Here is a 25037-nt window from a genome sequence, read left to right on the forward strand (position 1 = left end):
CGGATCGGTGGACGGGACCGGCCGGTCGCCGGTCGGGTCGGCGGACGGTGCCGGCCGGTCGGCCGTACCCGCCGGGTCCGCGGCACGCTCGGGCGGCCCGGACGCGGGCCGGCGTCGGGTCACAGGTTCGCCCCGCAGACCGGCCACTGCCCCTTGCCGGACGCCTGGTACAGCTTGATCGCGCGGTAGGTCTGCTCGCGTGGGGTGGCGTCCGAGGGCCGGCCGATGCCGCCCATCCGCTCCCAGGTGCTCTGGCTGAACTGGTACAGCCCCATGTACTCGCCGGTCGACGACACCGAGTGCGGGTTGCCGCCGGACTCGCACTGCGCCAGCGCGGACCAGTTCAGCCCGGTCGGGTCCGGCGGGTACGGGGTGGTGCCCTTGGCGATCACCCGCGGCGAGGCCTTCGTCACCCAGCTGCTGGACAGCACCTTGCGCTGGTACTGCTTGCCGTCCCGGTAGACGTACTCCACCTTCTCGGTGCGCTTGCCGTCGCGGCCCTCGTCGACCACGGCCTGCTGGTCGAGCATCCAATCGTTGCGCTTCTCGGTCTTGGTGGGCGCGTCGACGGTGACCGTCTCGGTCTTCACCTTGCGGGACACGGTGAACAGGTCGACGTCTTCGACCCCGGCGAGGGTGTGCGCCAGCGCCGGGTCGGTCTCGTCGTCGTGGCCGAGCTTCACCTCGTGCTCGGCGAGGAGTTCCCGTACCGTCGCGGCGTAGGTGGTGTACTCGGTCTTCCTGCCGTGCGAGACGAGCGTCACATGCTTGCGGGTTCGGATGGTCACGGTGGCGCCGTCGCGGTCGATGACGCCGTCGACACCGGAGACCCGGACCGCATCGCGCCGGTACCCGAGGTCGGTGAGCAGCGCGGGCACCGTGCGGGCGGTGACCCAGCGCCGGCTGCGCCGCCCGTCCACGGTGAGCCGCACCTGCCGGCCGCGGCCGACCACCACGTCGCCGTGCACCAGCGAGTCGCGGCCCGGCCGTACCGTGTCGTGCGGCCCGAGGGTCACCCCGGCCTGCTGCAACACCCCGGCGACGGTGAACGCGTGGCTGCGCACCAGCCGGCGCGCGCCGTCATCCACGATCGTCACCGCATGCGTGCGGAGCAGGAAGAAGCCGCCCGTACCCAGCACCGCCACGACGGCGACGAGCTGGACTGCGAGCGCCCCGTACGACTTCCAGCCGGCCTGCTGGCGACGGCGAGCGCGGTATGCCTGCTTCACGAACACGACACTGTACGAACTCCGCGCCGCGCGCGCTGCCCCGGGTGCCGCCGGCGTGGCTCATCAGCCACTCACCAGCCGCCGAACGCGGCGTTGGCGTTGTCCGACAACGCCTGGCACAGCTGCTCGACCGGCAGCCCCTGCACCTCGGCCAGCGCCAGCACCGTCAGCGGCACCAGGTAGGGCGCGTTCGGGCGCCCCCGGTACGGCATCGGGGTCAGGTACGGTGCGTCGGTCTCGACCAGGATCAGCTCGGTCGGCATGGCCGCCGCCGCCTCGCGCAGCGCTCCGGCATTGCGGAAGGTCACGTTGCCGGCGAAACTCGCGTACCAGCCGTGCTCGGCGCAGCGTCGCGCCATCTCGGCGTCACCGGAGAAGCAGTGGAAGATCACCGTCTCCGGCGCGCCCTCGGCGAGGATCGCGAAGATGTCCTCGTGCGAGCTGGGCGCGCCGCTGCCGGGTTCGGCGGCCCGGTCGTGGATCATCAGCGCCTTGCCGTGCCGCTTCGCGATGTCGACGTGCGCGCGGAACGACTCCTGCTGGACGGGGCGGCCGTCCGGGCCGGTGCGGTAGTAGTCCAGGCCGGTCTCGCCGACGGCGCGCACCCGCGGCAGGGCGGCGAGCTCGTCGATCACCGCCAGCGCGGCCGGCAGGTCGACCAGCTCGGCCGCGTCGTTCGGATGGATCGCGACCGCGGCCAGCACCGCCGGGTGCGCCGCCGCGAGGGCCGCCGCGTCCCGCGACGAGGTGACGTCGCAGCCGACCTCGACGATCCGGTCCACGCCGACGGCGGCGGCCGCGGCCAGCGCGGCGGACGCCTCGGCGCCCTGCAGGTACAGGTGGGTGTGTGCGTCGGCGACCGGCACCGGCAGTGGTTCCGGCGCCGGTGGCGGGTCGCCCCGCCGCCCGTGGCGGTCAGTCATGATGGATCAGCATCACACACCGGTGGCGGCGGCCGGTTGCCGGTCGGTCTCGTCGGCGAACTCGCCGATCACCTGCTCCACCAGGTCTTCCAGGGTGACCAGGCCGACCAGCGCGGCACCGTCGGTGACCACCGCAAGCTGGCGGCGGTCGCGCTGCATCGTGGTCAGCGCGGTGTGCGGGTCGATGCCGACCGGCAGCCGCAACGCCGGCGTGGCGAGCGTGGTCGCGGCGGTCGACGGTGCCCGGGCGGCGTCTCGTACGTGCACCACCCCGAGCACCCGGCCGCCGTCGGTGACCGGGAACCGGGACCGACCGGTACGCCGGTGCGCGGCGACCACGCCGTCCCCGTCGGCGTCGGCCGGGACCGTGTCGATCGCCGCCGCCGGCACCATGACGGTGGCCAGCGTGCCGGTGCGCAGCGCGAGCAGCCCGTCCAGCAGCCGATGCTGGTCGGCCGGGATGAGCCCGGCGTCGGTGGAGTCGCGCAGCAGCACCCGCAGCTCGGCCGGCCCGCGGGCGGTCTCCCGGCGCGTCACCGGCGTCACGCCGACCAGCCGCAGCGCACCGTTCGCGGCCGCGTTGAGCGCGGTCAGCACCGGCCGCAGCAGCCGGACGAAGCCGAGGAACGGCAATGCCAGCGCCCGCGCCGCGGTCTCCGGCCGGCTGATCGCCCACGACTTCGGCGCCATCTCACCGACCACGATGTGCACCACCGTGACCACCGCCAGCGCCAGCACGAACGCGACGCCCCAGGACACCGCGGCGGGCAGGCCGAGGGCGTGCAGCAGCGGTTCCAGCGCGTGCGCGATGGTCGGTTCGGCGAGCGCACCCAACCCCAGCGAGCACAGCGTGATACCCAGCTGGGCGCCGGCCAGCATCAGGGTCAGCTGCCGGGTACCGGCCAGCGCCGCCCGGGCCGCCCGGCTGCCTCGCTCGGCCTGCTGCGCCAGCCGGTGGGCCCGGCTCGCGGTCAGCGCGAACTCGGCCGCCACGAAGAACGCGTTGCCGGCGAGCAGCAGCAGCGACAGCAGCAGCGCGGTCATGCCGACACCTGCTCGCGGCGGGCCGACCCGCCCGACGTCGCGTTCCCCGGCCGCGCCGCAGCATCGTTCGACGCCACGCCGCCGGCCGTCGGGGCGTTCGACGCCGCGCCGGCAGCGGTGGGGTCGGCCGTTGGCGCAGCGTTCGTGGCCGGAACGCCGGTCGCCGGGGCGCTCGGTGCGCCGTCGGCGCCCGCGTCGGTCAGGCGGGCCATGGCCAGCTCGGCCGGCACCCGGCGGGTGACGCGGGTGACGGTCAGCTCGACCTCACCGCCGTCGACGGTGGGGACCCGGACCCGGTCGCCGACCCTGGGCAGCCGGCCGAGGGCGGCGAGCACGCAGCCGCCGAGGGTGTCGTACCGGGCGTCCGCGGGCAGTGCGACGCCGGTCGCCGCGGCCAGCTCGTCCGGCCGCAGCCGGGCCGGCACGACCCAGCCCGACCCGGTACGGCGGGGCTGCGGCAGTTCGGTGTCGTCCTCGTCGCGGATGTCGCCGACCAGCTCCTCGACCACGTCCTCCAGCGTCACGATGCCGGCGAACCCGCCGTACTCGTCGATCACGCAGGCGAGCTGGCGGCGCTGGGCCCGCAGCGACTCGAGCAGCCTGGGCAGCGGGAGGCTGGCCGGTACCAGCAGCGGCGGCGCGGCGAGCGCGGCCACCGTGACGGTGTCGCGGCGCTGCGCCGGGACGGCCAGCACCTCGGCCAGGCCGACGACGCCGACCAGGTCGTCCACGCCGTCGCGCAGCACCGGGAACCGGGCGTTGCCGGTGTCCAGCGCGTCCAGCACCGCGCTCGCGGGCGCATCCGCGGGCAGCGTGTGCACGTCGACCCGGGCGACCATCACCTGCCCGGCGGTACGGTCGCCGAACGCCAGCCCGCGGCCGAGCGCCGCCGCCAGGTCGGGGGCGAGCCGGCCCTGGGCGGCGGAGTCGGTGACGATGCCGCCGAGGTCGTCGGGGGTGACGCCGACCGGCAGTTCCTCGGCCGGCTCGATACCGAGCCGGCGCAGCAGCCGGTTCGCGGCCCCGTCGAGCAGCCGGACCAGCGGCGACACCACGCGCAGGTACGCCCGGGTGCTGCCGGACAGGGCGAGCGCAAGCCGGTCGGGCCGGGCGATGCCGAGGTTCTTCGGCGCCAGCTCGCCGAGCACCATCTGCATGGCGGTGGCGAGGACCAGGGCGAGCAGCGCGGCGGCCGGGCCGGCCAGCGCGGTGGGCAGCCCGATCGCGGTGAGCCCGGCGCGCAGCCCGCCGCCGAGGAACGGCTCGGCCAGGTAGCCGGCGAGCAGCGCGGTGACGGTGATGCCGAGCTGGGCGCCGGACAGGACGAACGACAGCCGGCCGGTCAGCTCGACCGCCCGGGCGGCGGCCGGGTCGCCTTCGGCGGCGAGCCGGGACAGCCGGCCGCGGTCTGCACTCAGGTAGGCGAACTCCTGCGCGACGAAGTAGCCGGTGCCCGCGGTGACCAGCACGAGCAGCAGGACGCCGAGCGCGGTCACCATGAGCGGGCGGGGGTCCGTCGCAGCCGGGCGAGCGCGACAGACACCGGGAGATCGGAGAGCCGGGCCGAACCCGGCTGACTACTGCAGGGCTGCATGGGCCAAGGTTAACAAGATCAACTAGGCGTGCCCTGGCATTGTCACCGCCAATACCAGGGCAAACACCCCACAGCTGTTGCCGGAGACCGTCAAGTCGACACTGCTAGCCGCCCAGGCGGGCGAGCTCCTCGTCGACGATGGACGGGTCGAGCTTGGTGAACACCGGCTTCGGCTTCGCCAGCTCCCGGCCGGCCGGCAGCGGCGTCGACTCCCACGCCGGCGCGTCCGCGTAGTCGCCGGTGAGCACGGGGTACCCAGGGCCGCCGTCCAGGTCGTCCACCTCACGGATCTCCGGCTGCGGCGCCACCACCCCGGCCCCACCGAGCAGCTCGTGTACCCGCTGGGCCGAGTGCGGCAGGAACGGCGACAGCAGCGTGTTGCAGTCGCTGACCACCTGCAGCGCGGTGTGCAGCACGGTGCCCTGCCGCTCCCGGTCCTCGCCGAGCTTCCACGGCGCCGATTCGGAGATGTACTTGTTCGCCTCCGCGACGACCCGCATCGCCTCGGTGATCGCCGCCTTCTGCCGGTGCGTACCGATCAGCGAACCGATCGGCTCGAACGCCGCCGCCGACTTGGCCAGCAGCGCCCGGTCGGTCTCGGTGAGCTCGCCCGGCGTCGGTACCGCGCCGAAGTTCTTGGCGGCCATCGAGATCGACCGGTTGACCAGGTTGCCCCAGCCGGCGACCAGCTCGTCGTTGGTGCGGCGGAGGAACTCCGACCAGGTGAAGTCGGTGTCGTGGGTCTCCGGACCGGCGACCGCGATGAAGTAGCGCAGCGCGTCCGGCTGGTAGCGGGCGAGGAAGTCGCGCACGTAGATGACGACCTGCCGGGACGAGGAGAACTTGCGCCCCTCCATGGTCAGGAACTCGCTGGAGACCACCTCGGTCGGCAGGTTGAGCTCGCCGTACTTCCCCGGCGCACCGCCCTTCGCACCCTTCCCGTCGTAGGCCAGCAGCTCGGCCGGCCAGATCTGGGAGTGGAAGGTGATGTTGTCCTTGCCCATGAAGTAGTACTGCAGCGCGGCCGGGTCGCTCCACCACTTCTGCCAGGCGTCCGGGTCGTCGCTGCGGCGGGCCCACTCGATCGCCGCCGACAGGTAGCCGATCACCGCGTCGAACCAGACGTACAGCCGCTTGTTCGGGTTGTCCTCCCAGCCCGGCATCGGCACCGGGATGCCCCAGTCGATGTCCCGGGTCATCGCCCGCGGCCGCAGGTCGTCGAGCAGGTTGAGGGAGAACTTCAGCACGTTCGGCCGCCAGCCCTGCCGGCTGCGCAGCCAGTCACCGAGCGCGTCGGCCAGCGCCGGCAGGTCGAGGAAGAAGTGGTCGGTCTCGATGAACTTCGGCTTCTCCCCGTTGATCCGGGACCGCGGGTTGATCAGGTCGGTCGGGTCGAGCTGGTTGCCGCAGTTGTCGCACTGGTCGCCGCGCGCCCCGTCGTACCCGCAGATCGGGCAGGTGCCCTCGATGTACCGGTCGGGCAGGGTGCGGCCGGTCGACGGCGAGATCGCCCCCGAGGTCTTCTTCTCGATCAGGTAACCGTTCTTGTGCACCGTGCGGAACAGTTCCTGCGCCACCGCCGCGTGGTTGCGGGTGGTGGTGCGGGTGAACAGGTCGTACGACAGCCCCAGCGCCTGCAGGTCCTCGACGATGACCCGGTTGTACCGGTCGGCGATCTCCCGCGGCGACACGCCCTCCTGCTCGGCCTGGACCAGGATCGGGGTGCCGTGCTCGTCGGTTCCCGAGACCATCAGCACGTCGTGACCGGCCATCCGCATGTACCGGCTGAAGACATCGGAGGGAACCCCGAAACCGGACACATGGCCGATGTGTCGCGGGCCGTTCGCATACGGCCAGGCGACTGCCGTCAAGACGTTGCTCATACCGGAAAGCCTATCGGGGCCGGCGAGCGCTTTTCCCGCCGCGTACGGCCGGCGCCGGTGCGGGATTTGTCCGGGCCCGGCCGGTGTGGCAGCTCGCCCCGGCCGGCTCCGCGGTGTCGAATGGGCTGGTGACCGCCCAGGACGCCGACAGCCAGCCCGCGCCGCCCGCCGCGCCGGAGCCGCCCCAGCCTGCCGCGGCCGACCAGCCCGCGGCCGAACCCCCGGCCGAGCCGTCGCCGGCGCTCCCCGCCGAACCGACGGCGAAGGGAGCAGCGGCGAGCGCCGGGGACCTGGCCGGCGCCGAGGACCTGATCGACCCGGCGGCCGACTGGCCGGACCGGGCCATGGCGGACCTGGCGGCAGCCCGGGCCCAGCTGGACCGGATCGCGGCGGATCGCGCCGCAGCCCGGATCGGGCCGGACCGGGCCCCGGCGGATCGCGCCGCAGCCCGGACCGGGCCGGACCGGGCCGCGGCGGACCGGGCGACGCACGCCGAGGCGGACCCGGCGATGCCGAACCGGTCGGCGGTCGCCGAGGCCGGCATCCGCGGCACGGCGGCGACCGCCTACGCCGACGACGGCGACGCCGCGGTCCTCCGCGGTGACGTCGCACCCGGCAGCGCGGCCGAGGCGACGGGCGCCGCGGCGGAGCCCTCCGGCGCCGGCGAGGCGGACGAGGCGCCGGCGAGCAACTTCCCGCTGTGGCCGACGGACGCCACCGGTACCCGCTCGGCCAAGCCGGCCGCGCCGGCCCACCCACCGCTGCCCCGGCGACCCCGCCGGCCGGCCGTCGGCATCCCGCTGCTGGTGGTGTTCGCGCTGCTCGCGGCTCTGTTCGCGTGGCTGGGTGCGGAACCGGCCTGGCTCGCCGCCGGGCACAGCGACCCGGGCACCGTACGCGTCACCTGGTGCGCCGGCGCCGGCTGGTCCCGGCACTGCGTCGGCGACTTCGTCGCCACCGGCCACCGGTACTCCGTGCGGCACGTGACCGTGTTCGGCGCGCCGGCGCGGGCGCACACCAGCCACGAAGCCCGGATGGTGTCGCGCACCGGCGGCAAGGCGTACCTGGGCGACCGGGCCGGGCTGACCCTGCGCTGGGCGGTACCGCTGGCGCTGGTACTGCTGTGCGGGCTGCTGATCGCGCTGGTCACCGGCGCCTGGCGGCTGCCCGGCCGGGGCCGCGTGGCGGCGGTGTCGATCAGCCTGCTCGCCCCGCTGGTGATCGCCGCCGGCATCCTCGCCGCCACCTGGTGACCGCCGCCGACTCCCGTTCGGCCCGGGGGCGCCGACGGCCGCGCGGCCCGGCCTCGCCGGGTCAGATGACCTGGCGCAGGAACGGGGAGGAGTAGTCCGGGACGGTGGCCAGCACCTGCTCGGCCTCGGCACGGGACTGCAGCGAGCGCTCGGCCGCCACGAAGTAGCGCAGCAGCCGTACGTCCGACGGGGTCGGGATGCCGGTGATCTCCGGGTGCGACAGCACCCAGGACACCGACGCGGTGATGTACTCCTGCTCGTCGAGCGGCTCGTACCAGGTGGTGTAGCGGTGGTCGGCGCCGTCGGGCCAGTTGCGGCGGGAGCCACTCTTGATCGTCAGCAGGCCGACGCCGCGGCGCTGCGTCTCGGCGGCGAGCGCCTGCCAGTCGCGGTAGTAGTCGGCGCGCCGGCCGAGCGTGTAGTTCAGCGGCGTCAGCACCGTCGCGAAGTCGTACCGGCGGAGCGCCTCCAGGTGCGTCGCGGGCGCGGCGTGCCCGTGCCCGGTGATCCCGACCGCGCCGACCAGGCCCTCCTCCCGGGCCCGGACCGCGCCGGCCAGCGCCCCGTCCGGAGCGCAGACCCGGTCCAGTTCGGCGAGGTCGCCGACGGCGTGCAGCTGCAGCAGGTCGACGTGGTCGGTGCGCAGCCGCTCCAGCGAGTCGTTGATCTGCCGGTACGCCGCCTCGGCGGTGCGTTCACCGGTCTTGGTGGCGAGGAAGATCCGGTCCCGGATGTCGGGCATCGCCGGGCCGAGCCGCAGCTCGGCGTCGCCGTACGAGGCCGCCACGTCGAAGTGGTTGATCCCGGCGTCGAGCGCCTCCGCGATGGACGCGTCGGCGGTGTCCTGGTCGACGTCGGACAGTGCCGCGGCGCCGTAGACGAGCACCGAACTGCGCTGGTCGAGGCTGCCCAGTGTGCGTGTCTGCATGGCATCGAGCCTGCCATCTGGACCGCACTCCAGGTCAAGGATCGGCCGCACCATCCGTTGCGGGACCGCGGACGGGGCCCGCCGGTCGCGTTGACTTCACGCCGGGTTCAGGGTGCAGGCTGGCCGCATGGTCACGATCGTCACCGACCGCGAGGTCGAACAGCTGGCCCCGGCCACCGCGATCGCCGCGATGCGCGACGCGGTCCTCGCCGCCCACCGCGGCGAGCTCGTCGCCCCGCCGCGCGCCGCACTGGAGCTGGCCGGGGGACGGCTGATGGTCACCGCCGGCGCTACCGACCGCTGGCACGGGTACCGCACCTACCTGGCCGGCGCGCCGGCCGACCAGGTCGTGGTGCTGATCGAGGGCGGTCGGCTGCGCGCGGTCGGCGTCGGCGACCGGATCGGCCAGTACCGGGTGGGCGCGCTCGGCGCGGTCGCGGCGGACGCGCTCGCCCGCCCGGACGCGCACCGGCTCGGCATCGTCGGTACCGGTGCCCAGGCGTACGCGCAGGCCTGGGCGCTGCGCGCGGTGCGCGAGCTGACCGCGGTCACCGTGTACGGCCGGGACCCGGACCGGCGCGCCGGCTTCGCCCGGCGGCTGCGGGACGAGCTCGCGCTGCCGGCGGTCGCGGCCGCCGCACCGGCCGACGCGGTACGCGACCACGACCTCGTCGTACTCGCCACCAACAGCCCGACGCCGGTGCTCGACCCGGCCTGGCTCTCCCCCGGTACCGCGGTCACCACGCTCGGGCCGAAGCAGGTCGGTCGCAGCGAGTTCGACGCGAGCCTGGCGGCCTCGGCCGGCCTGGTCACCACCGACTCGGTACGGCAGCTGGACGGCTACGACCCGCCGTTCGTGCTGGCCGGCACCCCGGCGCGGGACCGCGTGGTCGGGCTCGGCGCGGTACTGACCGGCGAGCAGCCGCTGCCGGCCGACCCGGCCGCGATCCGGCTGTACTGCTCGGTCGGCCTGGCCGGCACCGAGCCCGCGCTGCTGCGCGCGCTGCTCGCCGAGGGGCGCTGAGCAACGAGACGAGCTGGATCCTGTCCAGAAATCTGTCTAGACTGTCCAGACATGGCGCACGCAACCGAACCCCGGCACTGGCAGGTGCAGGAGGCGAAGCAGCGGTTCAGCGAGGTGCTGCGGGCCGCGGAGTCCGATGGCCCGCAGTTCGTCACCCGGCACGGGAAGGAGATCGCGGTGATCGTCGACATCGACTCCTGGCACGACTACCACGACAAGGCACGGCCGGATTTCAAGGAGTTCCTGGCATCCGGCCCGCCGATCGACGAACTCGACATCCGCCGCTCGTCGGAACCAGCCCGCATCGTCGACTTCGGAGACTGAGATGGCGTATCTGCTCGACACGAACGTCGTGTCCGAGATCCAGAAGCCGCGGCCGGCCGCAGCCGTGCTGGCGTGGTGGGACTCGGTATCCGCCGCCGAGGTGTTTCTCAGCGTGCTGACGATAGGGGAGATCCGGCAAGGCATCACCCGACTCGCACACCGCGACCCGAGTCGGGCCGCCCGGTACGAGCAGTGGCACGACGCACTGCTGGCGACCTTCGGCGACCACATCGCCCCGGTGGACCTTGCCGTCGCGCAACTGTGGGGGCAGCTCAGCGCAGCGACCCCGACAGCGGAGGTCGACGGGCTGATCGCCGCCACCGCGATGGCAAATGGTTGGACCCTGGTCACCCGCAACGTGCGGCACATGGCGCGCACCGGAGCCCCGATCCTCAACCCGTTCGAGTCCGCGTCGGCCTGACGCCGGTCGGCCGGGTGACCGCGCGCCCGGCCCCCCCGCGGCCGCGGGGGCCGCAGAGCGCGATCCGGCCGGTCATCGCGGCCCGGTCGGACGCGGTCGGGTACGCCGGACGCGGCCGGGTACGGCCGGGCCGCACTCTGGATCCGGTCAGCGGGCGCCGAGGGCGGCGGCGTAGACCTCGCGGCGGGGCAGGCCGAACTCGGCCGCGACCGCGTCCACGGCGTCGCGCCGGGACATCCCGGTGGCCTGCCGCTCGGCGACCAGCGCGGCGAGCTCCGCCGCGTCGCGTACCACCGGCTCCGCCGCGGGAGCGCCCGCCACCACCAGGGTGATCTCACCGCGCGGCGGATCGTCGGCCGCCCCGGCGGACAGCTCGCCGAGCCCGCCGCGGCGCACCTGCTCGTACGTCTTGGTCAGCTCCCGGCACAGCGCGCCGGGCCGGTCTGGACCGAACGCGGCGGCCAGGTCGGTCAGCGTGTCCGCGATGCGGTGCGGCGACTCGAAGAACACCAGGGTCCGCCGCTCGGCGGCGAGTTCGGCGAACCGGCTCCGCCGCTCGGTCGTCTTGCGCGGCGGAAACCCCTCGAAACAGAACCTGTCGCTGGGCAGCCCGGACACCGCGAGCGCGGTGGTGACCGCGCTCGGCCCAGGTACCGCGGTCACCGGCACGTCCGCCTCGATCGCCGCCCGCACCAGCCGGTACCCGGGGTCGGACACGCTCGGCATGCCGGCGTCGGTGATCAGGGTGAGGTGCGTACCGCCGGTCAGCTCGGCGAGCAGTTCCGGGGTGCGGCGCGCCTCGTTGCCCTCGAAGTACGACACGACCCGCGGCAGCGTGATCCCCAGCTCGGCGGCGAGCCGGCGCACCCGCCGGGTGTCCTCGGCGGCGACCAGGTCGGCGTCGGCCAGCGCGGCCCGGAGCCGTTCGCTGGCGTCGGCGACGTTGCCCAGCGGCGCCCCGGCCAGCACCAGCAGTCCCGTGCCGTCCCGGCGTGTGTGCACCGTCTCACCTCTCGGTTCCTCGCTTGCCGGCGGCCGCGGCTGGACCGCCGACGACCGAACACGTGGGCGTCGCGACGTGGTTGGTCGAGTCAGCCTACGATCGTCGGGTGCCCGTGACCGAGTTGACAGTCGAGTCCGCTCCCGATCAGGCGGCGACGGCCGACGGCCCCGGCGGCGTCGGTGCCGATGTGCGGCGCCGGCTGCACCCCCCGATGCCGTCCGACCGGCTGGTGTCCTGGCTGGTCACGGCCGGGATCGCGGCGATCGCGGCGACGCTGCGGCTGATCGGCCTCGGCTTCCCGAAGACGAAGATCTTCGACGAGATCTACTACGCGACCGATGCGCACCACCTGGTGTTGCACGGGGTGGAGTGGGACGACAAGACCAACTCCGGCTCGTTCATCGCGCACCCGCCGCTGGGCAAGTGGATCATCGGCCTGGGCGAGCAGATCTTCGGCTACAACGCGATCGGCTGGCGGATCACCTCGGTGGTGGCCGGGGTGATCGCGGTGGTGCTGGTGATCCGGCTGGGCCGGCGGATGTTCCGCTCGACGCTGCTCGGCGCCGTGGCCGGGCTGTTGATGACGCTGGACGGGATGGCGTTCGTGTCCAGCCGGGTCGGCCTGCTGGACATCTTCCTGATGCTGTTCGTGCTCGCCGGGTTCGCCTGCGCGGTCATGGACCGGGAGCAGAGCCGGCGCCGCTGGCTGGCGTTCCTGGACGGCGGCGGCGACCCCGAGCACGGCCGGCCGCGGCACGGCATCCCGTGGTGGCGGCTGTCCGGCGCGGCGCTGCTCGGCTGCGGCATGGCGGTCAAGTGGAGCGCCCTGTGGTACATCGTGCTGTTCGTGGTGCTGATCTACGTGTGGGAGGCGCACACCCGGCGCAGCGCCGGCATGCGGCATCCGTGGCGGGACGCCCTGCTGGACGAGTTCGGTTGGCTGCTCGCGTCGCTCGCGATCTTCACCGTCGTCTACGTGGCGAGCTGGGCTGGCTGGTTCGCCAACGACCACAGCTGGGACCGGCACTGGCTGCGAGACCACGACCACCCGGAGCCGCCGCTGATCGGCTCGCTGTACAACCTGTTCCAGTACCACCGGGACATCCTGGCGTTCCACACCGGGCTGACCACCAAGCACGACTACCAGTCGTGGCCGATGCAGTGGCTCACGCTGGGCCGGCCGGTGGCGTACTACTACAACGGCGACGGGCTGTGCGCCGCGTCGCAGTGCTCGGCGGAGATCCTGCTGCTGGGTACCCCGGTGCTGTGGTGGGCGTTCATCCCCACGCTGGTGGCGGTGGCCTGGTGGTCGATCGCCAAGCGCGACTGGCGCGGCTGGTTCGTGCTGCTGACCTCGGCCGCCGGCATCCTGCCGTGGGTCTACTACGAGTTCAGCGATCACCGCACCATGTTCTACTTCTACGCGCTGCCGTCCGAGCCGTTCCTGGTGCTCGCGGTGACGATGGCGCTGGGGATGATCATGGGCGGGCCGCGGGCCCGGCCGGAACGCCGGCTCGGGGGCACCCTGGTCGCCGGCGGGTTCGTCGCGCTGGTGGCACTGTGCTTTCTGTACTTCTACCCGATCTACGTTGGGGAGACCATCACGTACTCGCAGTGGTACGCGAGGATGTGGCTGGGAAACAAATGGATCTGACGGACACCGCAGGTGTCGCCTAGGTCCAAGCGCGGTTAGATTTCCCTCACGGGTCGGTGCGTCGCACCTGCCGGCGGATCGATCCGTGACCGACGCCCTTCCGCGCTGGACGCTGCGCCAGGGCGGCAACGACAAGCAGGGCGGCCCCCGGCCGGTGCTTCGCCGGGCCGGGTCGTCGAAGGGAGTGTGCGGTGCCGGACGCCGACGAGACGCCGAACGCGCTCGGACCGCTGCGTGCCGAGCTCGTCGTCATCCGCGCGCAGCTCGCCGCGCTCAGCCACCTACCCGACCGGCTGGCCGAACTGCACAAGTCGGTGGCCCGGGAGCAGGAGCGGGCCGCCTTCCGCGAGGAGATCATCGACCGGCTGCACTCGGAGAACCAGCAGCTGCGGCGCAGCGAGGTCGAGGCGGCGCTCGAGCCCGTCCGCGCCGGCCTGTACCGGCTGTACGACTACGCCCGGCGCGAGTCCGACCGCTGGGCGCTCGCCGGCAAAGAGAACCCCGACCAGCACGACCCGCAGTCCGACGCCTCGCTGTACGCGATGTTCGCCGGGCAGGTGGGTGCGCTGTTCGCGGCGTTCGCCGAGGAGACCATCGAGGTGCTGGGCCGCACCGGGGTGGAGCCGTTCGACGTGGCCAAGGGCGAGCGGTACGACATGGCGTTGCACCGGCCCGTGGACACGGTGCCGGTCGACGATCCCGCCTGGGACGGCCTCGTGGTAGAGACGGTGTCGAGCGGTTTCGTGCGCGGTGAGCAGATCGCCCGCCGGGCCGACGTGGTGGTGGCACAACTGACCGGGCGCTGACGCGGGGATCAGGCGCCGAGCGAACCGGAAGAGAAAGCGAACAGCGTGGCTGTCTTCGGCATTGACCTGGGCACGACCTACTCGAGTGTCGCGTACCTCGACGCGACGGGTCGCCCGACCGTGATCCGTAGCCGGGAAGGCGACGACTCGACCCCGTCGGCGGTGTACTTCTCCACCGCCGACAGCGTCGTGGTCGGCACCAAGGCCAAGGACACCGCGGTACTGGAGCCCGACCTGGTGGTCGACCTGATCAAGCGAGAGCTGGGTCGGCACCTGACGCTGCGCATGCACGGCGAGTCGTTCAGTGCCGAAGAGGTGTCCGCGCTGATCCTGCGCCGGCTGGTGGCCGACGCGGCGGAGGCGACCGGCGAGCCGGTCACCGAGGCGGTGATCACTGTCCCCGCGTACTTCGGCCTGGCCGAGCGCGCCGCCACCCGCCGCGCCGGCGAGCTGGCCGGTCTGACCGTCATCGACGTGCTGTCCGAGCCGCTCGCCGCCGCCCTGTCGTACCGGGTCGGCGAGTCCGGCGGCGACAGCGCGATCCTGCTGTACGACCTGGGCGGCGGCACGTTCGACACCACCGTGGTACAGGTGTCGGCGGCCGGCCTGACCGAGATCGCCACCGGCGGCGACACCGAGCTCGGCGGCGTCGACTTCGACGAGCGGCTCGCCGAGTACGTGGTGGAGGCGTTCTGCACTGAGCACCCGGACGTGTCGCACCCGTTCGACTCGCCGGCCACAGTGCAGGACATCCGGGCGCGGGTCGAGGAAGGCAAGCGGCGGCTGTCGGACGAGGACGAGCACACCATCCGGATCATGCACGACGGCCGGGTCACCCGGGTGTCGATCACCCGGGAGAAGTTCCAGCAGCTCACCGCCGATCTGCTGGACCGCACCATCGAGGTGACCCGGCAGGTGTTGGCCGCCGCCGCGGATCGCGGCGTGGACCGGATCGACGAGGTGCTGCTGGTCGGCGGCTCGTCCCGGATGCCGGCCGTGGCCGAGCGGATCAGCACCGAGCTGGGGCACCGGCCGCGGCTGCACGACCCGGACCTGGCCGTCGCGCGCGGCGCCGCCTGGTACGCCTTCGAGGAGACCTACCGCCGGCTCGCCGCGTCCGGCGACGACACCGCGGCCGGCCGGATGGCGAGCCGCTCCGGGTTGTCCGCGGCGGCGGAGGAGCGGGTCGCCACCCAGGTGATCCGCCGGGTCACCGCCCGGGGGTACGCGCTGACGGCACGGCCCGGGTCCGCCCTCGCCGACGGCGCGCCGCTGGTCGAGGTGGTCGCGGCGCACGACGCGCTGCCCGCGACGGTGAGCAACGTGCTCGCCAGTACCGCCGCCGGGAGCGGGCAGCTCGACTTCACCCTGCTGGAGCAGACCGCCGCCGGCCAACCGTCCCAGTCGCGGTACGCGCCGGACGGGTACCGGGTGATCGGGGCCGGCGCGGTGCGCATCCCCGGTGACGCGCCGGCCGGCCACACCGCCACGCTCACCGTGCACCTGTCGGGTAGCGGCATCCCGACGCTGTCCGCCGTCGACGCCGACGGCGCGCCGACCCAGGTGGCGATGAACCTGGTCGGTCAGGGCACCGTACCGACCGCCGCGGCCCGCGACCGGATCGCCGCCATCAAGGTCACCTGACCCGCCCTCGCCCCAGGCCCCGCCGCTCGCCGCCCAGGGCCCGCGGTCGTGTTGATCAAGGGATTCGGTCACGTTGTGCCTGGAGCCGATTCGACGGCCCCTTGATCAACGCGCGGATCCCTTGATCAACGGCGCCGGGAGGGCGGCGGGGCGGTGGGCGGTGGGGCGGGGGTGCTCAGGCGAGGACGCCGTTGTTCTCCAGTTCGCTGTAGCGCTGCAGGACGTACTCGACCAGCGAGATCAGCACGCCCTTGCTGGAGTCGCGCCGCCGCGCGTCGCACAGCAGTACCGGTACCTGCGGGTCGAGGTCGAGCGCGACCCGCACGTCCTCCGGCCGGTACCGCTTGGCGCCGTCGAAGCAGTTCACCGCGACGATGAACGGCGTACCGCGCTGCTCGAAGTAGTCGACCGACGGGAAGCAGTCGGCGAGCCGGCGGGTGTCGGCCAGCACCACGGCGCCGACCGCGCCGAGCGACAGCTCGTCCCACATGAACCAGAACCGGTCCTGCCCCGGCGTACCGAACAGGTAGAGCACCAGGCCGTCGGTGAGGGTGATGCGACCGAAGTCCATCGCCACCGTGGTGGTGGTCTTCTGCTCGACGCCCTCGAGGTCGTCGATGCCGACGCTCTCGGCGGTGATGACCTCCTCGGTCCGCAGCGGCTCGATCTCGGACACCGAACCGACCATCGTCGTCTTGCCCGCACCGAAGCCGCCGGCGACCAGGATCTTGATCGCGTAGGGGATCTCGTCCACAGTAGACACTCCGTCGTCGTTCACAGCGCGCGCAGGCCGTTGATGGCGGCGCGCAGCACCCGCTTGGTCGGCGCCTTGGCCCCGGACATCGGCGACCGCACCTGTACGGCCCCCCGTACCCGCAGGTCGTCCAGCAGAATCCGGACCACCCCGACCGGCAGGTCGGCCCGGGCGGAGATCTCGGCCACCGAGACCGGCTGCCGGGCCAGGTTGAGGATGCCGCGATGCTCCGGCTCCAGCCCCTCGGTGGACACCGGCCCGTCCGCCGCGACGACCAGCGCAATCAGATCGAAATTGTCGGAGGAGGGCCGGGTCCGGCCGTGTGTCATCGCGTACGGGCGGACCAACGGTCCCGCGCCGTCCGGCGCCGCGTGCTGACTCACCGTGTCCCCCCGACCTACCGCGACACCGGTGCGTCGGCCTCGTCGGTACGTGCCGGCCGCACCGTCGTCCCCAGGTTGTTGCCGACCCGCTGGACCAGCAGGTTCATCTCGAACGCGACGAGCCCGATGTCGCTGTTCGCCTCGGCGAACACCGCCAGGCAGGCGCCGTGCCCGGCCGCGGTGACGAACAGGAACGCGGTGTCCATTTCGATCACCGTCTGCCGGATCTCGCCCGCCCCGAAGTGCCGGCCGGCACCGCGGGCCAGGCTCTGGAACCCGGACGCGACCGCGGCGAGGTGTTCCGCGTCGCCCCGGTCCAGCGCCCCGGACCGACCGATCAGCAGGCCGTCGGCGGACAGCAGCACCGCGTGCCTGATCTCCGCCACCCGCCGTACCAGGTCGTCCAGCAGCCAGTCGGCATCCGCGTTCGATGCCTGCGCGTGCTGCGTCATCAGCCGTCCCCCTACCGCTCTCAGCCTCGTTCGTGTCCTGTCCATCGGCCCCCTGCGTGGTGTCCGGCGCCGTCGGCGCCGGCGCCCGGGTCGCGTCGGCGCGCCGGCCGCGGAGGGTGCCCTGCTGGTACGAGCTCATCATCTGCCGGATCTCCTCCGGCGCGCGCCCGGCCGCCGGTGCCGCGTCCACGGGCGCGACCGGTACCGCCGCTTCGGCACGCAGTCCGGGGCCAGGCTGGCCTGCCGGACCCGGCGCGGCAGCCCCAGGTGGGTGTGTTCATCGTCCACATCGGACGGTATCGGCTCGACGGCGGGTACCGCAGCACCGGACGGCTCCGGGTCGGCGGCACGGATCGACTCCGCTGCCGAACCGAACTCGGCCGGCCGTGCCTGATCCGGACGGCCGGCCGACGTCGAGTCGAACGGCTCGACCGGCGTCGAGGACGGTGCGGCCGGGTCCGACACCGGCTCCTCCACCACCGGTGCCGGCACGGACTGTATCGCCGCCGGCGCCGGACCGGGCTCGGGCAGCGTCGGCCAGTCGTCGAATACCGGCCCGCTCTCGGCCACCGCCGCCGATGGCCCGGACTCGGCCGGCTCCGCCGCGGATTCGGTTGCGATCGCCGACGACCCGGACTCGGCCCGTGCCGCCCAGTCTTCTGTCGCGATGGGCAATGACCCGGACTCGGCTCGTGCCCCCGAGGACTCGGTCGCGATCGCCGACGACCCGGACTCGGCCACCGCAGCCGAGGGCCCGGTCGGGGCCGACGACGTCGCCGCCGACGACCCGGGCTCGGACACCGCCGCCGATGGGTCCGGCTCGGACGTCGCCGCCGAGAGGTCCGGGCCGGGCGCGGCCGTCGTGCTGTGGCGCTCCGCCGTCGGCGACGGGCGGCGGCGGGTCGGGGACGGCCGCGGCACCGGTACGGACGGGTCGGGCTCGGCGTGCGCACCGCGCGCCGCGCCGAGCGCGGCCAGCCGCGGCAGCCCGGACGACGTACCGGATTCGGACCGGTCGGCGCCGCGCCGGGTACCGGCGGCGACCAGTACCGGTGCGGCCGGGCGCTTGCCCGCCGGGCGCTCGCGCGGCTCGGCCGGCGGTTCGTCCTCGGCGCGCTCCACCAGTTCACCGGGCAGCAGCACGATCGCCGTGGTCCCGCCGTACGGGGAGGGGCGCAGCTGCACGTGGATGTCGTGCCGGGCGGCGAGCCGGGCCACGACGAACATGCCGAGCCGGGCGTCGTCGTTGAGCGCCAGCACGTCGAACGACGGCGGGTGGGCCAGCCACTCGTTGACCGAGTCGATGTCCGCGGTGGACATGCCCAGGCCGCGGTCCTCGATCTCGACCGCGAACCCCTTCGGTACCGGCTGGCCGGTGACGTTGACCCGGGTGTGCGGCGGCGAGAACGCGGTCGCGTTGTCGATCAGCTCGGCGACCAGGTGCACGACGTCGGAGATGACCGACCCGGCGAGCAGCGTGGTCGGGAACGGCAGGACGTGCACCCGCTCGTACTGTTCGACCTCGGAGGCGGCGCTGCGCAGCACGTCGAGCAGCGGCTTCGGCTCGGACCACACCCGGCCGGGCGCGCCGCCGCCGAGGATGACGAGGTTCTCCGCGTTGCGGCGCATCCGGGTGGCGAGGTGGTCGACCTTGAACAGGTCGTCCAGCGCCTCCGGCTCGGCGGCCTTGCGTTCCATCACGTCCAGCTGGCTGAGCTGGCGGTGCAGCAGGGTCTGGCTGCGCCGGGCGATGTTGAGGAACATCGTCGCGGCGCCGGTGCGCAGCTCGGCCTGGCCGGACGCCGCCTGCACCGCGGTGCGGCCGACCTCGTTGAACGCGTCCGCGACCTGGCCGATCTCGTCGGAGCCGGTGGCCAGCTTCGGTACCTCGGCGGCGACGTCGACGCTCTGCCCGTCGGACAACCGTTGAACCACCGCCGGCAGCCGTACCCAGGCGAGGTCGCGGGCCGAGTCGCGCAGCGTGCGCAGCTGGCGGATCAGCGACCGGGTCAGCCGCCGCGCCACCAGTACCGAGATGACGATCGCGATCAGGCCGAGCAGCCCGGCCAACCCGAGCCGCAGGAAGATCACGTACGACGGGGCCTTCGCGTGCTGGCCGATCAGGTCGTACAGGTGCTGCTCGAACCGGTACTGCGCGGCCAGACCGCGCGCGTTCGCCTGCTGCCACTGCACCGCGTTGACCGGCACCGCGCCGTTTGGCCCGCCCTTGTTCACCGCGGACTTCTCCATCGCGGCCAGCTCGGTGAACGGCACCTTCGCCATCAGCGCCTGGTACTCGCGCCGATCGGCGGCGGGCAGCGCGGCCGCGGCCACCTCGTACTGGTCCTGCTCGACCCCGACCGCCTGCACGTACAGCCGGTAGGTCTCGGCGCTGAAGTGCCCCTTGGCCAGCGCGAACGCGAGCACCGCGTCGGTACGGGAGCGCATCTCCCGGGCCCGCGACAGCATCGCCACCGCCCGCCCCTCGGCGCCGGTCTCGTCGTCCGGGAACGTGGTGACCTGCGTGTACAGCGGGTCGACGCCGTCGAGCAGCCGGGCGGTACCGGTCATCAGGTCGGCCGGCGAGAGCGACCGGTGATCCACCTTGCTGCGCAGGTCGGTCAGCCCGGACAGGTCGGACAGCTCGGCCCGGGCGAGCGTGAGCATCCGGTCGGTGGCGACGCTGCGGACCGAGTCGGACGACAGCCTGGACCGGTACGCGGCGATCCGGCGGTCCGCGGTGCGTCGCGCGGCGGCGAGCTGCTTCTGGTGCGTCGAGTTCGGGCTGGCCAGGTAGACCATCCCGGCCCGGCGCTCGCCCTGGACCGCCATCACCACGTTGTCGACCGGCACGGACAGCTCGTTCAGCAGCCGGCTCTGGTTGTACAGCCGGAACCCGTCACCGAGGGTCAGGTAGTTGGCGAAGCCCCAGAACAGAACCAGGCACACGATGGGCACCGCCACCAGCGCCACGAGTCGGGACCGAATCGACCAGGTGCGAACGCTCATCGACGGGGTGCCTCATCACTGTCTGCAATCTCGGTGGCGACCTGCCCGTGTGGCGACGCGCACCGCTGTTGACCTGCCGGACATTGCGGTCCGCACCGGTCCTGACAGGCCGGTGCTGTTGCGGTCGCCACCCGGCGGGCAAACACGCACATCGGAGACCATAACAGCCCAGCACGCCGCGGCGGAGTCACGACCCCTGACCGACCGACCCGATCGTCGCGCCGCAGTCGCCGCTGCAATCGCACACTGTGTCCGGGTGCCCACGGCCTGCCTCGATCCGGACGGATGCTCACCGTGCGTTGCCATGGTCTGCGCCGTGCGTTGCCAGCTGGTCGTTGTCATCCGGCCGGCCGCCCGGCCCCACATGTGACCGCCGTGTGCGCGGGATGTGCGCGGTCCCCGGCAGGCTCGCCGTACCTGCAGAAAGGGGTGTGGCATGCACGACGTGGTGATCGTGGGCGGCGGGCCGGTCGGCCTGTTCCTCGCCGGAGAGCTCGGCCTCGCCGGCTGCTCGGTACTGGTGCTCGAACGCGAGACGGAGCCGCATCCGGAGGCTCGCCGGCTCCCGCTCGGGCTGCGTGGGCTGTCGGCCGGTTCGGTCGAGGCGTTCCACCGGCGCGGTCTGCTGCCCTCGCTGCTGGCCGCGTCCGGCGCGCCCGGGGTGCCCGAGGCGGACGAGCCGGCACCGCCGCGGTCGGTGGGGCACTTCGCCGGTACCGCTCTCGATCCGGGTCGGGTCGAGCTCGACCGGCTGCCGTACCGGCTGCCCAGCCCGGCCGCCGACGGCATCATGACCAGCCTCGACGCGGTCGAGACCGTACTGGCCGAGCACGCCACCGCGGTCGGTGCCGAGATCTGCCGCGGCATCGAGGTCACCGAGGCTCGGCAGGACACCGGCATGGTGACGGTACGGGCCGGCGACCGCGAATGGTCCGCCCGCTGGCTGGTCGGTTGCGACGGCGGCCGCAGTACCGTGCGCCGGCTCGCCGGCTTCGACTTCGTCGGCACCGAGCCGCAGCTCACCGGCTACGCCTCGGTGGCGACGCTCGCCGACCCCGGCGCGCTGGCACCGGGTTTCCACCTCACCCCGGCCGGCATGTACCTCACCATGACCGGCCCCGGCCATCTCGGCGTGCTGGACTTCGACGGCGGCGCGTACGACCGGTCCCGGCCGGTGACCCGGGAGCACCTGCAGGCGGTGCTGCGGCGGGTCTCCGGCACCGACGTCACGCTCAGCGAGCTGCATCTCGCGTCCAGCTTCACCGACCGGGCGAGGCAGACCGGCACGTACCGGCGCGGCCGGATCCTGCTCGCCGGCGACGCCGCCCACGTCCACTCGCCGCTCGGCGGGCAGGGACTCAACCTCGGCCTCGGCGACGCGATGAACCTCGGTTGGAAGCTCGCGGCCACCGCGCGCGGCTGCGCGCCGGACGGGCTGCTCGACAGCTACACCGCCGAACGCCAGCCGGTGGGCGCGCAGGTACTGGAGTGGTCCCGGGCGCAGGTGGCGGTGATGCGGCCGGACCCGCACTCCCGGGCCGCTCTGGCCCTGCTGCGCGATCTGCTGGCGACCCGGGACGGCACCACCTACGCCTTCCAGCGCACCTCGGGTACGTCGCTGCGGTACGACCTCGGCGACACGTCTCCGCTGGTCGGACACGATGCGCCGGACTTCCGGCTCGCCGACGGCACCCGGCTCGGCGAGCTGCTGCGCGACGGCCGCGGCGTCGCCCTCGACTTCAGCACGGACGGCCGCCTACGCGCGGTGGCGCGGCAGCACACCGACCGGATCCGGTACGCCGGCGGCCCGGCCCACGACGACCTCGGCCTCGCCGCCGTACTCGTCCGGCCGGACGGCATCGTCGCCTGGGCCGCCGACCGAGCCCCGGACCCGGACTCGTTCGTGCGCGCCGCCGCCCGCTGGTTCACCACCGGCTCCGACAAGGCGACGGCGGCGGACCGATGACCCGCCGACCGACGTTGCCCCGCGGGGCAACGTCCACGCCGAAGACCGGCGACGCGCCAAGCAAAGCAGGGCCGATGACCGGCACGACCGATGACCGGCACGACCGATGACCGGCACGACCGATGAGCGGCACGACGATGAGCGGCATGAGCGATGAGCGGCACGACCGATGAGAGGCAGGGCTGATGGGCGGCACTGAGATGGACCGGCGCTGGGTCGCCGCCTGGGGCACGGCGCAGCAGCTCGCGCCGGCGCTGGACGTCGGCAGCGGGCCGCAGATGCCGGACGAGCCGGCCGCCGAACCCACCGCGCCGGCCGAGCTCGGCGCACAGACCGTACGGATGGTGGCACGACCGACCGTCGGTGGTACCGCCGTCCGTGTCGCCCTCGCGAACTCCTTCGGCCACCCACCGGTACGCATCGGTGCCGCGTACCTCGCCGGTCCGGGCGGCACGGTGCCGCTCGCCTTCGGCGGCCGGTCCGCGGTGATCCTGCCGACCGGCGCGCAACTGCACAGCGACCCCGTGGAGTACGAGGTGTCCGCGCAGACCGATCTGGTCGTCTCGCGTACCTGGCGGACGAGAAGGTGCCGACGACGGCCCACCAGACCGGCCTGCGTACCGCCTGGCTCGCACCGGGCGACCAGGCGGCCGAACCGACGCTGACCGACGCCACCGCGTCCTCCTCGTACCTGTGGCTCACCGGCGTCGACGTGCTCGCGCCGGACACCGCCGCGGTCATCGTCGCGCTCGGCGACTCGCTGGTGGACGGCATGGAGACCACGCCCGGTGCTGACGCGCCCTGGCCGTCGGCGCTGGCCCGCCGGCTGGCCGCGGACCCCGTGCTGGCGCCGCGCGCGGTGGTGAACATGGGCATCGCCGGCAACCGGGTACTGCGCGAGTCCCACGGCATGGGCGCCAGCGCGCTCGCCCGCTTCGACCGCGACGTACTGGCCAGGCCGGGGGTGCGTTGGGTCGTCCTCCTGGCAGGCATCAACGACCTGTTCTTCGGTCTGCTGCCGGGCACGCCGGAACACGAGCGCGCCGGCGCGGACGACGTCGTCACCGGTTACCGGATGCTGCTCACCCGCGCGCACGTGCACGACCTGCGCATCGTCGGCTGCACCCTGCCGCCGATCGCCGGCGCGCCGATCTGCACGCCGGAGCTGGTCGAGCTGCACCGGCAGGTCAACGAGTGGATACGGGGCAGCGGGGAGTTCGATGCGGTCGTCGACGTGGAGACGGTGCTGCACGACCCCGCCGACCCGGGCCGGATGCGCGCCGATCTGGTCACCGCGGACGGCGTCCATCCCAGCGACGCCGGCCACGCCGCCATCGCCGACGCCTTCGACCTGAACCTGTTCCGCCGCTGACGCACGTGCCCTCCGCCGGCGCGCGGCCCACCGCCGACCAGACTCCCCAAAACGGACAGAGGCCACGTCGGATATCACCCGACATGGCCTCTGAGCTGGAGTGGAGCTGAGGGGACTCGAACCCCTGACCCCCTCGTTGCGAACTACTTGCGACTCTGTTCGATCAAGCTCGATAGGCCCTGATCCAGCGTGTCGCGGGTCGGCTCGGTCGCCTGAGGCATGGCCGGTTGCTGTACTTTGCTGCTGTACCCCCGAGCCAGCCGACTTGCCATCGAGCCAGTCCTTGCCATCGTCTTCCTACTCGCTTGCTGCGATGATTTCAGCTACTGGTCTTCATCGTGAGGACCAGGCGAATCGGCGGGAGACGCCGGGCGAGAATCACATTCACTGCGCGCCAGATTCATTTCAGCAACAAGCGTTCCAGGGCCAAGAATCATTCCATAGGTATCATATAAAGGGTATTTCATGAAGTGAATGGAAGACGGTCGCGGCACATCAGAGCTGTAGTAGCAAGCATCGATGTCTTGCCCCTGAAGTTCCACCACAACATTCGATAATTCAAGATCATAGCAAGTCGAAATATGCACGTGGCGAGGATCGGGGTAGTTATCTTTAAACTTCTCATTATATATGGGCCGAAAATATGCAATCATTCCCGCTTCGGCAATCGCGACGGCTTCGCGACTCGCAAAACCTGACTCATTAACTCGCGAAAAGACCTTTGCAACATGCTCGTCATCTTCCTCGTCCGTACGGATCGCCTCATATGTAGGATCGATCTCGGATGCCAAATTCATGTCGCTGAGTCGACACAGGCTTAGCCATATTTCTAGATCCGGTCTGTTCTCGGAATAGATCCTCTGAAGAGTACTATGACTCTTTAGCCGGTCATAGGCCGTTCGTTCCCCTGCCTTGCCGAATGCTTGGCCAATATAGATGACCTCCTGAGGCAGCGCCGACGGGGCAATCATTCCCCATCCCACTGCAGCGATGGCCACGACGCCGCCCGCGACCGCGTTGCCCTCCGCATCGACAATCGAGAAATCCTCGTACGGGAAAGAAGACACCCACTTGAAGGGGCCCTTCCCGAGCGCATGACGTCCCGCAATATGCAACTCGCGGAAAGCATCCTCCCTTTGCTCCCTTAGTGTCAGAGAGAAACGTTCTTCGTCAATAAATACAGAATCGGGATGAACGCTAATCCGCGGGCGTCGCGAAACAATATAGAGGTTGCAGTCCTTCGCGAGATCCGTAGACTCCATCAGATCTTTTTGGCGTCCGAATAGCTGGCCGTAGGCTACGACATTGAGAGCAAATTCGGTTGCATACCTCTTCTTGTTCATAAAGCAATAATGAACGCCATCGAACGGG

General features: G+C 72.5%; 22 protein-coding genes. 10 read left to right on the forward strand and 12 right to left on the reverse strand.

The features are described 5' to 3' along the window. Positions 1-119: 119 nt before the first annotated feature. The 5 genes from Asera_RS01295 to metG form a co-directional block, all read right to left on the reverse strand. Positions 120-1229 (reverse strand): resuscitation-promoting factor, encoded by a 1110-nt coding sequence (locus Asera_RS01295; RefSeq protein ID WP_169745801.1) that lies wholly within the window; start codon positions 1227-1229, stop codon positions 120-122. Between the two features lie 71 nt (positions 1230-1300). Then, positions 1301-2152, reverse strand: a complete 852-nt coding sequence (locus Asera_RS01300) for a TatD family hydrolase (RefSeq protein WP_030444793.1) — start codon at positions 2150-2152, stop codon at positions 1301-1303. Between the two features lie 12 nt (positions 2153-2164). Then, positions 2165-3196 carry a hemolysin family protein gene (locus Asera_RS01305; RefSeq protein WP_030444792.1) on the reverse strand — a complete coding sequence of 344 codons (1032 nt, stop codon included), beginning with the start codon at positions 3194-3196 and terminating at the stop codon, positions 2165-2167. Continuing rightward, the gene (locus Asera_RS01310) at positions 3193-4695 is read right to left on the reverse strand and encodes a hemolysin family protein (protein ID WP_084130969.1); all 1503 of its coding nucleotides are present in this window, start codon (positions 4693-4695) and stop codon (positions 3193-3195) included. The genes Asera_RS01305 and Asera_RS01310 overlap by 4 nt, the downstream gene beginning before the upstream one ends. 199 nt (positions 4696-4894) lie before the next feature. Further along, a complete protein-coding gene (gene metG, locus Asera_RS01315) occupies positions 4895-6673 on the reverse strand; it encodes a methionine--tRNA ligase (RefSeq protein ID WP_030444790.1) in 1779 nt (592 codons plus the stop codon). A 128-nt stretch (positions 6674-6801) separates the two neighbouring features. Here metG and Asera_RS01320 point away from each other — a divergent pair, with 128 nt between their 5' ends. Further along, a complete protein-coding gene (locus Asera_RS01320; RefSeq protein WP_157034645.1) occupies positions 6802-7926 on the forward strand; it encodes a hypothetical protein in 1125 nt (374 codons plus the stop codon). Between the two features lie 61 nt (positions 7927-7987). Here Asera_RS01320 and Asera_RS01325 read toward each other — a convergent pair whose 3' ends face one another. Continuing rightward, positions 7988-8854 carry an aldo/keto reductase gene (locus tag Asera_RS01325; RefSeq protein ID WP_030444788.1) on the reverse strand — a complete coding sequence of 289 codons (867 nt, stop codon included), beginning with the start codon at positions 8852-8854 and terminating at the stop codon, positions 7988-7990. Positions 8855-8981: 127 nt separating this feature from the next. Between Asera_RS01325 and Asera_RS01330 the strand changes: the two genes are divergently transcribed. Genes Asera_RS01330 through Asera_RS01340 form a run of 3 tightly spaced genes read left to right on the forward strand, consistent with a single transcriptional unit; the run spans position 8982 to position 10623 of the window. After that, entirely contained in the window at positions 8982-9878 is an 897-nt protein-coding gene (locus tag Asera_RS01330; RefSeq protein ID WP_030444787.1) for a hypothetical protein, read from the forward strand. Positions 9879-9929: 51 nt separating this feature from the next. Next, positions 9930-10202, forward strand: a complete 273-nt coding sequence (locus Asera_RS01335) for a type II toxin-antitoxin system Phd/YefM family antitoxin (RefSeq protein ID WP_030444786.1) — start codon at positions 9930-9932, stop codon at positions 10200-10202. Position 10203: 1 nt separating this feature from the next. Further along, the gene (locus Asera_RS01340) at positions 10204-10623 is read left to right on the forward strand and encodes a type II toxin-antitoxin system VapC family toxin (protein WP_030444785.1); all 420 of its coding nucleotides are present in this window, start codon (positions 10204-10206) and stop codon (positions 10621-10623) included. 147 nt (positions 10624-10770) lie between these two features. On the opposite strand, the gene rsmI is transcribed toward Asera_RS01340, so the two are convergent. Then, the gene (gene rsmI / locus Asera_RS01345; protein ID WP_030444784.1) at positions 10771-11625 is read right to left on the reverse strand and encodes a 16S rRNA (cytidine(1402)-2'-O)-methyltransferase; all 855 of its coding nucleotides are present in this window, start codon (positions 11623-11625) and stop codon (positions 10771-10773) included. A 113-nt stretch (positions 11626-11738) separates the two neighbouring features. Here rsmI and Asera_RS01350 point away from each other — a divergent pair, with 113 nt between their 5' ends. From Asera_RS01350 to Asera_RS01360, 3 genes are all read left to right on the forward strand, one after another. Beyond that, positions 11739-13280: a dolichyl-phosphate-mannose--protein mannosyltransferase gene (locus Asera_RS01350; RefSeq protein ID WP_035295637.1), complete on the forward strand. Its 1542-nt coding sequence runs from the start codon at positions 11739-11741 to the stop codon at positions 13278-13280. Between the two features lie 191 nt (positions 13281-13471). After that, positions 13472-14086 carry a nucleotide exchange factor GrpE gene (gene grpE, locus Asera_RS01355; protein WP_051801796.1) on the forward strand — a complete coding sequence of 205 codons (615 nt, stop codon included), beginning with the start codon at positions 13472-13474 and terminating at the stop codon, positions 14084-14086. 45 nt (positions 14087-14131) lie between these two features. Continuing rightward, complete coding sequence (locus Asera_RS01360) at positions 14132-15730, forward strand: Hsp70 family protein (RefSeq protein ID WP_030444781.1); 1599 nt, start codon at positions 14132-14134, stop codon at positions 15728-15730. 175 nt (positions 15731-15905) lie between these two features. Here Asera_RS01360 and Asera_RS01365 read toward each other — a convergent pair whose 3' ends face one another. The 4 genes from Asera_RS01365 to Asera_RS01380 form a co-directional block, all read right to left on the reverse strand. After that, a complete protein-coding gene (locus tag Asera_RS01365) occupies positions 15906-16493 on the reverse strand; it encodes a GTP-binding protein (protein WP_425305933.1) in 588 nt (195 codons plus the stop codon). A gap of 11 nt (positions 16494-16504) precedes the next feature. Next, positions 16505-16867, reverse strand: a complete 363-nt coding sequence (locus Asera_RS01370; protein ID WP_030444779.1) for a DUF742 domain-containing protein — start codon at positions 16865-16867, stop codon at positions 16505-16507. 14 nt (positions 16868-16881) lie between these two features. Beyond that, positions 16882-17319, reverse strand: a complete 438-nt coding sequence (locus Asera_RS01375; protein ID WP_035295563.1) for a roadblock/LC7 domain-containing protein — start codon at positions 17317-17319, stop codon at positions 16882-16884. 138 nt (positions 17320-17457) lie between these two features. Continuing rightward, on the reverse strand, positions 17458-20328 hold the full coding sequence (locus Asera_RS01380; protein ID WP_212804481.1) for a sensor histidine kinase: 2871 nt from the start codon (positions 20326-20328) through the stop codon (positions 17458-17460). A gap of 436 nt (positions 20329-20764) precedes the next feature. On the opposite strand from Asera_RS01380, the gene Asera_RS01385 reads away from it, so the two are divergent. The 3 genes from Asera_RS01385 (at position 20765) to Asera_RS01395 (ending at position 23666) form a co-directional block, all read left to right on the forward strand. Next, entirely contained in the window at positions 20765-22294 is a 1530-nt protein-coding gene (locus Asera_RS01385) for an FAD-dependent monooxygenase (protein ID WP_030444776.1), read from the forward strand. A gap of 185 nt (positions 22295-22479) precedes the next feature. Then, positions 22480-22959, forward strand: a complete 480-nt coding sequence (locus tag Asera_RS01390) for a hypothetical protein (RefSeq protein ID WP_051801792.1) — start codon at positions 22480-22482, stop codon at positions 22957-22959. Then, positions 22881-23666 carry an SGNH/GDSL hydrolase family protein gene (locus Asera_RS01395; RefSeq protein WP_051801791.1) on the forward strand — a complete coding sequence of 262 codons (786 nt, stop codon included), beginning with the start codon at positions 22881-22883 and terminating at the stop codon, positions 23664-23666. Before Asera_RS01390 ends, Asera_RS01395 begins: the two co-directional genes overlap by 79 nt. Before the next feature lie 323 nt (positions 23667-23989). On the opposite strand, the gene Asera_RS01400 is transcribed toward Asera_RS01395, so the two are convergent. Continuing rightward, entirely contained in the window at positions 23990-25009 is a 1020-nt protein-coding gene (locus tag Asera_RS01400) for a hypothetical protein (RefSeq protein ID WP_157034644.1), read from the reverse strand. Positions 25010-25037: the final 28 nt, after the last annotated feature.

Source organism: Actinocatenispora sera (assembly GCF_018324685.1).
In the GTDB taxonomy this organism is placed as follows: Bacteria; Actinomycetota; Actinomycetes; order Mycobacteriales; family Micromonosporaceae; genus Actinocatenispora; species Actinocatenispora sera.

Coding starts and splice junctions, on each gene's coding strand:
- Asera_RS01390 (WP_051801792.1), top strand. CDS start 22,480: ATGGGCGGCACTGAGATGGACCGGCGCTGGGTCGCCGCCTGGGGCACG.
- Asera_RS01380 (WP_212804481.1), bottom strand. CDS start 20,328: ATGAGCGTTCGCACCTGGTCGATTCGGTCCCGACTCGTGGCGCTGGTG.
- Asera_RS01330 (WP_030444787.1), top strand. CDS start 8,982: ATGGTCACGATCGTCACCGACCGCGAGGTCGAACAGCTGGCCCCGGCC.
- Asera_RS01335 (WP_030444786.1), top strand. CDS start 9,930: ATGGCGCACGCAACCGAACCCCGGCACTGGCAGGTGCAGGAGGCGAAG.
- Asera_RS01400 (WP_157034644.1), bottom strand. CDS start 25,009: ATGAACAAGAAGAGGTATGCAACCGAATTTGCTCTCAATGTCGTAGCC.
- Asera_RS01310 (WP_084130969.1), bottom strand. CDS start 4,695: ATGGTGACCGCGCTCGGCGTCCTGCTGCTCGTGCTGGTCACCGCGGGC.
- Asera_RS01375 (WP_035295563.1), bottom strand. CDS start 17,319: ATGACGCAGCACGCGCAGGCATCGAACGCGGATGCCGACTGGCTGCTG.
- Asera_RS01340 (WP_030444785.1), top strand. CDS start 10,204: ATGGCGTATCTGCTCGACACGAACGTCGTGTCCGAGATCCAGAAGCCG.
- Asera_RS01325 (WP_030444788.1), bottom strand. CDS start 8,854: ATGCAGACACGCACACTGGGCAGCCTCGACCAGCGCAGTTCGGTGCTC.
- metG (WP_030444790.1), bottom strand. CDS start 6,673: ATGAGCAACGTCTTGACGGCAGTCGCCTGGCCGTATGCGAACGGCCCG.
- Asera_RS01300 (WP_030444793.1), bottom strand. CDS start 2,152: ATGACTGACCGCCACGGGCGGCGGGGCGACCCGCCACCGGCGCCGGAA.
- Asera_RS01385 (WP_030444776.1), top strand. CDS start 20,765: ATGCACGACGTGGTGATCGTGGGCGGCGGGCCGGTCGGCCTGTTCCTC.
- Asera_RS01305 (WP_030444792.1), bottom strand. CDS start 3,196: ATGACCGCGCTGCTGCTGTCGCTGCTGCTGCTCGCCGGCAACGCGTTC.